Genomic DNA, 10,808 nt, shown 5'->3' with positions numbered 1-10,808 from the left:
GCCACAAAAGTACTGGTAGTAATTATTCTCCGACCATTGTTCCACTATGTTCTCATCAGAAATATTACGCAGATGTTTAAGGATCAATAAGCCGACCATTAACCTGATGGGTTTCGCGGGCCGACCGTTATCTAAACAGTACAATGGTGCAAAGGCTTCTTCAAAAATAGACCAGTTCACCTGTTCTGCCAAAATAAACAAGGGGTCTTTTTGGTTGAGCATCACTGACAGCGACTAATAGAGTAAACTCGGACCATTATTTAATGATTTCTTAGCCAACATAAAGAAAAAATTTGCAAGGCATTAACATAAAAATACTCATTTCTTGCATATTTATACACAAAAATCATACCATAATTATCTATAAATCATTGATTATCAAATGTTTATTTGGTTTTTAAGGGACGACTATATAATGACCAATTCATAAACCAAAGACAAGAATACAAAAAACTCAACTTATAAAATATATTGCAAACACTCCTTATAGTTCTTGTACAAAAGCAAACCTTCTACAAACACAGCACCTTTCCAAAAACAAACACTGCAAAAATAAACCTTCTAAAACTTCTCCAAAGACTCCCGAATCCTTAACAGATATTTATTCCGATAATAAACATCCTTAATAGAAACCAACGCGCTCTCCTGTGCAGCAGGAATAAGCCCTTCAAAAGTTGCCGTTAAAACATAAAGTTCGTCGAACAAATCCTTTTCTATCTCATCAACCAAGGCCTTTACCTGAAGCAGCTTACTGGCATCCGGTTCAAACTCCAGCTCCATTAGTGCTTCATTTACTTCCATCATGGTCATTAAAAAAGTTTGGGGAAGAACATAGTTCTCCCCCGCTTTAATTTGTCCGTTGATCTCTAATATATAGTGCAACCGTTTTTGCGGATCACTAAGCACCTGGTAAGCCTTATTATTTAAGGTCGACAACTGTAAAACCTCCTCCTGCTTCTCCGCACTTTCATTGATATAAAAGTCTGGGTGATACTTTTTACTCAGCTCATAAAACTTCTGCTTAACTAAAGTAAGGTCAGGATTAAAAGTAATTGGTAAACCGTATAGCTCAAAATAATTCATAGGACGCTACTTAGTAAAAGCTTTAAAAATATCATTCCCCAGCACAAAGACCATGAGTGTGAGCAATAAAACAAAGCCCACCATTTGTGCCCGCTCCATAAACTTATCTCCAAGGGGTTTCCCTTTTACCATTTCGATGAGTAAAAAAACCACATGACCGCCGTCTAAGGCTGGAATAGGTAAAAGGTTCATGAATGCTAAGGCTATTGATATAAAAGCCGTAGAAGCCCAGAATCTTGCCCAGATCCATTCACCACCATAAACCTTACGAGCAATCTCTACGGGTCCCGAAAATGCTTTAGTAGCTTCAACCTTACCGGTCACCACTTTCACTATCCCTTTTGCATTGGTACTAAACTGTAACCATGCCTGCTTTATACCAATAGGCAATGCTTGTAGTAGTCCGTATTGAATGGTTTCAATCTTAATTTCATTCACATTAAAAGCTATACCTACCAAACCAGAGGTATCTGCAGGTAAGTTTAAGTTCAAATTCTGGCCTGCACGGTTCACCGTAAAAACCAATTCTTCACCTTTATGCTTCTTTACTTCTGCTACAACATCAACATTGTACTTAACCGGAACACTGTTAATGGCCGTAATTCTGTCTCCTTTTTGTGCGCCTGCATTAAATGCAGGTTTATCAGCAACAACACTGTCAATTGTTGAGGTCAACAAAGGCGTGCGACTAATAAATTCTTCTATACCCAGGTCAGAAACTTTATTTAAAATGTTATCAGGCACTTTAATATAAAGTGTTTTTCCTGCTCTAACTACTGTTAAATTGGTGTTTCCTAACAAAACCTTAGGACTAATTAATTCTTCAAAACGAATTACTTTCGTCCCGTTTACCGCAATAACCCGGTCGCCTTTTTGTAAACCAATTTCTCTTCCTATCGATCCTGGGTTGATTCCACTCTGCACCGAACTATTTGGAACAAAGGTTTCTCCATATTTGAAAGTAAGCATCCAGAAAATAAGTATACCTACAACAATGTTAACAAATACCCCACCCAACATAACGATTAACCGCTGCCAGGCTGGTTTAGACCTGAATTCCCATGATTGCACAGGTTGATTCATTTGTTCGGTATCCATTGATTCATCAATCATACCGGCAATTTTCACATATCCTCCCAAAGGAAGCCATCCTATACCATACTCACAATCTCCTCTTTTTATGCTAAATAATTTTACACCCCAGGCATCGAAAAACAAATAGAACTTTTCTACCTTAATCCCAAATGCTCTCGCCGCCAAAAAATGTCCTAATTCGTGTAATATTACTAATATCGATAATCCCAGTAACAACTGGGCCGCCATAATCAATCCGCTCATATATTATATTAATGTGTTTTAATTGATAAAAAAAATTACTTCGTCACAAGTTCGCCTGCGAATATACGTGTATGTTCATCGGTTTCTAAATAATTGTTCAGCGTAGGCTGATCAACAAACTTCATTTCGCCCATACACCGCTCAATGATATCGCTCATCTCCAGGAAACCAACTTTATCTTGCAGAAAAGCATTAACCACAACCTCATTTGCTGCATTAATGATACATGGCATATTTCCACCTTGTTTCATAGCCATAAAAGCCAAGTCTAAGTTTCTGAAATTCACCTTATCGGGAGGGAAAAATGTCAATGCCGGATAATTCAAAAAATTGAACCTCGGAAACTTACTTTCTACCCGCTTTGGATAAGCTAAAGCATAATGAATAGGCAGTTTCATGTCTGGTAAGCCCATTTGTGCCTTCATTGATCCATCCTGAAACTGTACTATAGAATGAATGATGGATTGTGGATGAATAATCACATCAATCTGATCAATGTGAAGGTCAAATAACCACTTTGCTTCTATCACTTCCAAACCTTTATTCATCATCGATGCCGAATCAATCGTGATTTTCGCACCCATCACCCAATTAGGATGTTTTAAAGCCTCCAATTTTGTGACGTTCGCCAAAAACTCCCTGTCCTTACCTCTAAACGGACCACCAGAAGCGGTTAAATAAATCTTTTCTAAAGGATTTTCTTCTTCGCCCACTAAACATTGAAAGATAGCAGAATGCTCAGAATCTACGGGAATAATTTTTACCCCATGCTTTTTAGCCAATTCTGTTATCAGTTCACCGGCTACAACTAAAGTTTCTTTATTCGCTAAGCCAATATCCTTTCCTGCCTCAATTGCGGCAATGGTGGGTTTTAACCCTACCGAACCTACAATTGCCGTCAACACCAATGCTGCAGCAGGCAAACTTGCCGCCTCGCATAAAGCAGCTTCTCCTGCCAAAACCTTTATTCCCGTGCCTGCTAATCCTTCCTTTACAGATAAATACCTCGTTTCATCACAAATCACCACCAGTTCTGGCTTAAATGCCAAAGCCTGACTGATCAGCAATTCATCATTATGTTGCGCCGTCAAGGCAACTACACGATAACGGTCTGGATTAGCTTTTACCACCTCCAGTGCCTGTGTACCTATAGATCCTGTAGACCCAAGTATGCTTATATTTTTAATAATAGCCAAAAGTTTTACCTCCTTTAAACGCCTATTTCCAGACGATGTTATTTAATCGTATAACTGCTTAAACTTTCTGCAATCTTTCTATCATTTGATAAACGTGGCACTTTATTTTGTCCACCCAACTTTCCTTCTGCACGCATAAAGTTAACAAAGGCATCTTTCTGCAACGTCCGAATCACCAATGGCTGTAATATTTTTCCTTCAATGAGGTCAAAATAGTAAATGTTTTTCTTTTGCAACGCTTCATCTACCTTCGCACTGAAAGCGGCCAGGTCTTTGGGCGCGTTAGTGAATTCTACAAACCATTCATGGTATGGCAGCCCCCCCTCCGGATCAATAACTTGTGGTGCAACGGTAAACTCTGTAATCCCAACTCCCTCTACATTCGCTACACTTAATAAAGCATGTTCCACTTCTTCACCAATCACATGCTCGCCAAAAGCAGAAATAAAATGCTTAATTCTGCCCGTCACCATAATTCTGTACGGAGCCTTTGAAACAAATTTAACGGTATCGCCAATACTGTAGCCCCATAAACCAGCATTGGTACTTAAAATAAGCGCATAATTAACACCCAATTCAATTTCGCCTAAACTTAAACGGGTAGGATGATCATTATAATATTCGTCGGCAGGTATAAATTCATAAAACATACCAGCATCTGCCAGTAGCAATAAACCTTTTTCCCGCTGACTATCCTGATAGGCTATAAAACCTTCAGAGGCTGGATAGGTTTCAATGGCATCAATAGTCTTGCCGATGCTGGCTTCAATTTTAGCCCGGTAAGGCTCGTAATTAACACCCCCATAGACAAACAATTTAAAATTAGGAAAAACAGCTTTAATTTGTTTACCATTTGATTTCTCTATCAGCTTATCAAAATACATTTGTACCCATGGTGGAATGCCCGAAATCAGGGTCATATCCTGGTTTATGGTTTCTGCAACTATCGCTTCTATCTTTTCTTCCCAGTCTTCAATACAATTGGTTGCATACGAAGGAAGCCTGTTTTTCTGCAAATAGGCTGGAACAAGGTTGGCTACAATCCCTGATAAACGGCCTATTTTAATGCCGTTCTTTAAGTCCATCAGCGGACTGCCCTGCAAGAAAATCATTTTGCCATTTACAAAATCAGTATTCCCCGTTTCGTGGATATAGGTTAATAATGCATTCCGTGCTGCCTTAAGGTGCTCCGGCATTGATTCTTTAGAAATAGGAATATATTTAGCCCCAGAGGTAGTACCCGATGTTTTAGCAATATAAGCGGGTTTACCTTTCCACATCACATCAGCCTCTCCAGCAACTATCCGATCTATATATGTTCTTAAACCCTCATAATCCCTTACAGGTACCTGCTTTTTAAAATCTTCGTAATTCTTTATCGCGGCAAAATGATGATCCTTGCCAAAAGCCGTATATTTTGCATAGGCAAGAATATCGGTAAGGGTATCTTGCTGTGCCTTTACCGCGTTATTCTTCCATTTCTCCATCCGCCCCACAATAAACGCGGCAATTGGCTTACTTAATGCTGCTTTTAATCCCATATACTTTTTTTATACAATATTGTGAATAATATCAGGCTCTTCCTCTCCCTTGTATTCGCTCATCATTTTACGATAGGCAATGGTTAATGCTACATTTGACAATGGAACGATAATAAAAGAACTCAATACATTAACAACGAAAGAAATTACCGGCCATTGCAGGTAACTTAATAGCAGGTAGAGGATGTAAAATCCGCCAAGCACCAATGAAAGCATTAATATCTTAGTGAAATTACCTTTAGTAATAGCTAGACTAAACTTTATAGAACCAAAAGGCGGCAGGTTTCTATCTATTATAAAAAAAGAAAAAAATGAAATCCTAACCCAGGTTACAAAGATCGCTATAGTGCCAACAGATATGGCAATATTAGTAATGATAGACATCTTAATGCCTGTATAAATAAAGGGAAAACCTATAAGGATAACCACTAAATATACGCCAACTATGCACAGCATGAAATAACACATGGCAACTAAAAAACGTATAATTTGTTGTCGTGTTGGCAAAGTACTTACAATGCTCACATCATTTTCATCATCATCCAGCAAGTGAAAAATATACTTGAGCAGGGAAAGATTGATGGTAAAATAAAACATGACGAAGAGCGCGGCCATAAACAGACTTAACACTTTATTAATATCCTTTAAAAAAAAGGCCATCATACCTGATGCATTAGAAGTAAGGAACATCAAAAAACATAATGTTGCAATGGAAAAGTAATTCCTTTTAGTTACCAGCCATGCTTTTTGAATCACCTCACTAACAGTAAAAGTGCTTTCTTTTAAATATTCTATCATTGTTGTTTTAATACTACTCTTTTAACAAAATCTTGTATAAAGCCCAAGCCATAGGCTGTTAGTTGTATAAATGCAGCAATTACACTCAAATATGCAACTTTAAATGATTTGTTTACACTCCAGGAATGCAAAAACAGCGTCCCAAAGTACCCCAGTAAAATTATATTACAAATATAAGCTAATGGTGGATACGAAACATTTAACAAAATGGTTATCATTAAACCAATGGTAAAAACTGCCGGAAAAAAGTGGACCATTTTTAACTCTGCCGGAAAGTATTTGTAAATATTGATCCTTGCCCTGCCAAAAAAGTGCAGCTGTTTATAAAATTGGCCAAAACTGGTGCGCCGTTTATGATATACTTTTGCCGCAGGGATCAGGCCAATCTTAAATCCATTTTCCTGGATGCGGATGCTGTATTCAATATCCTCTCCTAAACGCGTCAGAACAAAGCCACCTACTTTCTCCCAAACTTCCCTGGAAATTCCCATGTTAAAACTACGCGGGTGAAATTGTCCGATGTGTTTTGCATTACCTCGTATGCCTCCAGTGGTAAATGGTGAGGTCATGGCATAACTAATAGCCTTTTGCACAGCAGTAAAACTTTCATGCGCAGCATCAGGACCACCATAGGCAGCTAAATTATGCTCAAAAAGGTAGGCATCAACCGTCTCCAGGTAATCTTCTGGAATCAGACAGTCGGAATCAAAAATCACGAAATAATCTCCTTTAGCTCTTTCAAAACCATAATTACGGGCAAATCCCTGCCCTTCATTTGGTTTATAGTAATAGTGAATATCCAATTGATTGGCATATTTTTCTACGATTGCCCTGGCATCATTAACGGAACCATCTTCAATCACCAGTACTTCAAACTGCATATAAGTCTGCCTAACCAATGTAGCTAGTAATTCGTCTATTTCCTGCGGACGATTATAAAGGGGAATAATGATTGAAAAAAACATCCTTTAATTGATGTTTTTTTCAATGAGATATTGATTTCTCTCCGTTGCATTCCGCGTAACGAGTTCTGCAACAAATCCTGTTAAAAACAGTTGTGAACCCAATATGATGGCAACCAATGCAATATAAAACAAAGGCTGGTCTGTAATTTCCCTTTTGTAAGACTCGTTGGAGGCAATGTGGTAAAGCTTCTCACCTATCATCCACAAGGCCATAAAAGTGCCTATTAAGAAACTTAGCACCCCCATTGATCCAAAAAAATGCATCGGTCTTTTGCCAAATTTACCCACAAAAAATATGGATAAGAGATCTAGAAAACCATTAATAAAACGGCTGAACCCAAATTTAGTTACCCCGTATTTACGTGCACGGTGTTCTACAACCTGCTCCCCTATATTTTTAAACCCTGCCCATTTTGCAATTACAGGTATGTAACGGTGCATTTCTCCATAAACTTCTATCGTTTTCACTACATCATTCCGATAGGCTTTTAATCCACAATTAAAATCATTCAATTGTATGCCAGACATTTTGCGCGTCGCGGCATTGAATAGTTTTGTAGGTATGGTTTTGGTAATCGGATCATAACGTTTCTTTTTCCAGCCAGAAACCAAATCGTATTTCTCTTCTTTAATTTTCTTGTACAATCCGGGAATTTCATCAGGACTGTCTTGCAGGTCTGCATCCATAGTAATTACTACATCTCCCTGTGCTGCATCAAAAGCAACATTTAAGGCAGCAGATTTACCATAGTTCCTCCTGAATTTTACGCCCTTTATTGCATTATACGCTAACTTTAATTCTTCAATTACAGCCCAGGAATTATCTGTACTGCCATCGTCAATAAAAATCAGCTCATAAGAATAGTCGTTTTCTGCCATTACTTTGGCTATCCATGAGGTTAACTCAGGTAACGACTCTTCTTCATTATATAAGGGTACTACTATAGAAATATCCATGAATGTATTTAATGCTAAAGCAAAGTGCAAATTTTGTTAAATAAAACGACAAAATAAGAAAAAAGTCAATATTCGTTTGTGTATATCCACGTATTATGGGTTACCTGGTAGTGACCTCATTCGCACTTTGTACCCAATTACCCGAACGAGGTCCCTATAAGCTCCCTACCAGGTGCGGACTTGTCCCGCAGTTAACACGACCAACATATGGATAATATTCAAGAGCACCTAAAAGTTGATTGCAGGATCCAAGCAAAGTATACAAAATAAAAAAAGGCGGTTGAGCTAAGCCCAACCGCCTTAAAAAAATATTATAATAACTTATTCTACATCCAAAGGTTTCACCTTTTTAATTACCGCAGCCCCAACCAGGCTCACCACCATCCCGAAAAAAGTATAGAATACGGCAGCTCCAAAGCCTACAAAAAACACCATATAAGGTCTCATCATTTCTATACCTTGAATCTTGGTGTCATCATCTCCTGCAGCCTCCAAAGCGGTATCCATCAAATCCTGATAAGCTTTAGTATCTAATACTTTATAATAAAGAATCATCAGAATCGCTATAAATAAACCAGAATAGGCCGCTACTTTAAAACCAGCAGAAAATGCCCTCCCAAAAGTAATGTAATCATCCAATTCCTTTTTATGGGTAATTTGTACAAAAACAATTGCTAAAATGAAGGGGATATACGACAAAGCTGAACTCACAATCTTTTCTCCTATAGGAAGATCCGGATTATTTGGATTGATACCTACCAGTTTAAAGATAAACATCAGTGCCAGAAAATAAACAGAATAAACTACAGCACTTTTAAAAGCCAGCATATTGGGCTTTTTTTCCATTTCAGCTAATTGTTGTTGCATTGATTATGATTTAATAAAAGTTAATTTGAGTTAAAATTAGTAATTAACGTGTAAACTGCAATATCAAAATCAGAATTAGTGCTATACTCGTCCAAATCTTTCACTACAGTTTCATTGAACTTTGGCTGATGGAAGAAGGCCATAAAGGGCACAAATAATTCTCTCATCTCATCACCAAGATCAACCATACCTGCGTGACTGCAAATATCTTCTATACTACTTTCTGCAAGCTGCTGGTTACTGATCAGGTCTTCATAGATATGAAATTCATCCTGAAATTCATCTTCTTCTACCAATAAGAATTCCTTTAAAAAATCACCAAGCTCAGGCTTAATGCGTTCATCATGACACTCATTGATGTATAATAAAAGGTTTAACAGCTCCGTACCACGGTCAATAGTTTCTTCTTCAATTGCTGCCCATTCTTCAGAATCAAGGTAATCCTCATCCAGCATTTTCATGTCATTGGCAAAGAAATTAATCATTAACAAGTCAAAGAAAACTTCTCTTAGCTCTTCAAATGCAGGGTACTCATCTAATGCAGCATCAAAAGCTTCTACTTTTTCCAAAAAGCCAAGATCCTGGTTAAAAACCGCTAAAAGGTTTTTTTGCAAATCTGCAGCATCTTTTCCAGATGTTGTAGCAAATTTATCTAATGACGCACTTAGCGCTGTTTCTACTTTACTATCCATATACTTGAAATTTATTGTTATTATACACCAACATCACCTTTCCGGTTAATGTTTGATTCAACAGGGGTGAATTTGAAGATTTTGATGCATTACTTTTTGCATCATATAACCATTTATGGTCAGTACTATAGAGCGTAAAATTAGCTTTTGCGTTAACTGCAATTACTGGAACCGGCAAATTCAAAATCCTGCGCGGGGCAATGGCTAATTTGGCGGCAATCTGTTGTGGATCTAGTCCTGCTTTAACAAGCAATGGCAAAGTCGTTTGCAAGGCAATAATGCCATAAGCTGCAATTCCAAACTCTACCTCTTTAAGTTCTATTTCATGCGGACGATGCTGTGCACTTACAGCATCTACTGTTCCGTCTTTTAATCCGTTCAGTAATGCCTTAACATCGGCCTTACCTCTTAAAGGTGGCTTAACTTTATAGTTGCTGTCAAAATCGTTGAGCAACTCTTCTGTAAACACCAATTGGTGAGCGGCCACATCACATGTTATCTTTATACCGTCTTTCTTAGCTCTTTTGATGAGCGCTACAGCACCCGCTGTAGAAATATTATGGATGTGTACTGGTGCATCATGATAACCCGCCAGGTAGATGTCGCGGGAAATCTGCATTTCCTCAGCCAATGCAGGCATGCCCTGCATTCCAAGTAGTACACTGGTTTTACTTTCATTAACCTGTGCCTTGCCAGCAATGGACCTGTTTTCTGGGTAAACCAGCAGCAAGCCATTAAATCCTTTTGCATATTGCAGGGCCCTGCTCATAAAACCATCATCTTTAATGGGCTTTTCGCCGTCAGAAAAGGCTACAGCTCCAGCTTGCTGCATATCGTAAAGCTCAGCAAGTTCCTGCCCTTCTAAATTTAGGCTAATGGCACCTATTGGGAAAACATCTACTAAATTCCCTTTTGCCTTATTTACGATGTACTCAATTTGAGATTTGGAATGTAATACAGGTTGTGTATTGGGCAAAACTGCCAGAGCAGTAAATCCACCTGCTGTAGCCGCAGCCGTCGCAGAAGCAATATCTTCCTTGGTTTCATATCCGGGATCGCCAATGGAGCAGTTCAGGTCAAAGAAACCTGGTGAAAGGTAAGTACCTTTACCATCAAAAATCTCTTCCCCATCGTTGGGGCTAAGTTGTGCCGCAATGGTGGTAATCATACCTCCCACTACTCGTACGTCACAATTTTGTTGATTAAACTGGCTACTGGGGTCGGCTATGGAAACGCTTTTGATCAGAAGGTTCATCTTTTTTGTTTATTCTTTAGTCGTTAAAAAATCGAATGTCACTATTTCAACCGCAAGTAAACAGCATACAAAACTAGGCAATTTTATATAAAGCACTGCCTTTTTTCCTTCAAAAG

The 10,808-nt window shown here is 38.4% G+C and carries 11 protein-coding genes; all 11 read right to left on the bottom strand.

Annotated elements, in window-relative coordinates:
• Positions 1 to 222 (bottom strand): transposase (locus tag AAKU52_RS08850; RefSeq protein ID WP_354332435.1); only part of this gene is annotated, 222 nt, incomplete at its 3' end.
• Between the two features lie 339 nt (positions 223 to 561).
• Positions 562 to 1,083 (bottom strand): Fe-S protein assembly co-chaperone HscB, encoded by a 522-nt coding sequence (hscB, locus tag AAKU52_RS08845; protein ID WP_354332433.1) that lies wholly within the window; start codon positions 1,081 to 1,083, stop codon positions 562 to 564.
• A 6-nt stretch (positions 1,084 to 1,089) separates the two neighbouring features.
• The gene (gene rseP / locus AAKU52_RS08840) at positions 1,090 to 2,421 is read right to left on the bottom strand and encodes an RIP metalloprotease RseP (protein ID WP_354332431.1); all 1,332 of its coding nucleotides are present in this window, start codon (positions 2,419 to 2,421) and stop codon (positions 1,090 to 1,092) included.
• Between the two features lie 35 nt (positions 2,422 to 2,456).
• On the bottom strand, positions 2,457 to 3,608 hold the full coding sequence (locus tag AAKU52_RS08835) for a 1-deoxy-D-xylulose-5-phosphate reductoisomerase (RefSeq protein ID WP_354332437.1): 1,152 nt from the start codon (positions 3,606 to 3,608) through the stop codon (positions 2,457 to 2,459).
• Positions 3,609 to 3,655: 47 nt separating this feature from the next.
• Positions 3,656 to 5,158, bottom strand: a complete 1,503-nt coding sequence (locus AAKU52_RS08830; protein ID WP_354332429.1) for a GH3 auxin-responsive promoter family protein — start codon at positions 5,156 to 5,158, stop codon at positions 3,656 to 3,658.
• A gap of 9 nt (positions 5,159 to 5,167) precedes the next feature.
• The gene (locus AAKU52_RS08825) at positions 5,168 to 5,956 is read right to left on the bottom strand and encodes a hypothetical protein (RefSeq protein ID WP_354332426.1); all 789 of its coding nucleotides are present in this window, start codon (positions 5,954 to 5,956) and stop codon (positions 5,168 to 5,170) included.
• Positions 5,953 to 6,921: a glycosyltransferase family 2 protein gene (locus AAKU52_RS08820; protein WP_354332424.1), complete on the bottom strand. Its 969-nt coding sequence runs from the start codon at positions 6,919 to 6,921 to the stop codon at positions 5,953 to 5,955. The genes AAKU52_RS08825 and AAKU52_RS08820 overlap by 4 nt, the downstream gene beginning before the upstream one ends.
• A gap of 3 nt (positions 6,922 to 6,924) precedes the next feature.
• Entirely contained in the window at positions 6,925 to 7,878 is a 954-nt protein-coding gene (locus AAKU52_RS08815; protein ID WP_354332422.1) for a glycosyltransferase family 2 protein, read from the bottom strand.
• 321 nt (positions 7,879 to 8,199) lie between these two features.
• Complete coding sequence (locus tag AAKU52_RS08810; RefSeq protein ID WP_354332420.1) at positions 8,200 to 8,745, bottom strand: DUF4199 domain-containing protein; 546 nt, start codon at positions 8,743 to 8,745, stop codon at positions 8,200 to 8,202.
• A 20-nt stretch (positions 8,746 to 8,765) separates the two neighbouring features.
• Positions 8,766 to 9,437 (bottom strand): hypothetical protein, encoded by a 672-nt coding sequence (locus AAKU52_RS08805; RefSeq protein ID WP_354332418.1) that lies wholly within the window; start codon positions 9,435 to 9,437, stop codon positions 8,766 to 8,768.
• Positions 9,430 to 10,692 (bottom strand): dihydroorotase, encoded by a 1,263-nt coding sequence (locus tag AAKU52_RS08800; RefSeq protein WP_354332416.1) that lies wholly within the window; start codon positions 10,690 to 10,692, stop codon positions 9,430 to 9,432. The genes AAKU52_RS08805 and AAKU52_RS08800 overlap by 8 nt, the downstream gene beginning before the upstream one ends.
• Positions 10,693 to 10,808: the final 116 nt, after the last annotated feature.

This window comes from Pedobacter sp. CG_S7, from assembly GCF_040544395.1.
Taxonomy (GTDB): Bacteria; Bacteroidota; Bacteroidia; order Sphingobacteriales; family Sphingobacteriaceae; genus Pedobacter.
Note: the sequence above shows the minus strand (reverse complement) of the source record. Positions and strands in the feature narration are given on the sequence as shown.

Excerpts from the sequence above, each read along its gene's own strand:
- hscB (WP_354332433.1), bottom strand. The coding sequence starts at position 1,083 with ATGAATTATTTTGAGCTATACGGTTTACCAATTACTTTTAATCCTGAC.
- rseP (WP_354332431.1), bottom strand. The coding sequence starts at position 2,421 with ATGAGCGGATTGATTATGGCGGCCCAGTTGTTACTGGGATTATCGATA.
- AAKU52_RS08830 (WP_354332429.1), bottom strand. The coding sequence starts at position 5,158 with ATGGGATTAAAAGCAGCATTAAGTAAGCCAATTGCCGCGTTTATTGTG.
- AAKU52_RS08825 (WP_354332426.1), bottom strand. The coding sequence starts at position 5,956 with ATGATAGAATATTTAAAAGAAAGCACTTTTACTGTTAGTGAGGTGATT.
- AAKU52_RS08820 (WP_354332424.1), bottom strand. The coding sequence starts at position 6,921 with ATGTTTTTTTCAATCATTATTCCCCTTTATAATCGTCCGCAGGAAATA.
- AAKU52_RS08815 (WP_354332422.1), bottom strand. The coding sequence starts at position 7,878 with ATGGATATTTCTATAGTAGTACCCTTATATAATGAAGAAGAGTCGTTA.
- AAKU52_RS08810 (WP_354332420.1), bottom strand. The coding sequence starts at position 8,745 with ATGCAACAACAATTAGCTGAAATGGAAAAAAAGCCCAATATGCTGGCT.
- AAKU52_RS08805 (WP_354332418.1), bottom strand. The coding sequence starts at position 9,437 with ATGGATAGTAAAGTAGAAACAGCGCTAAGTGCGTCATTAGATAAATTT.
- AAKU52_RS08800 (WP_354332416.1), bottom strand. The coding sequence starts at position 10,692 with ATGAACCTTCTGATCAAAAGCGTTTCCATAGCCGACCCCAGTAGCCAG.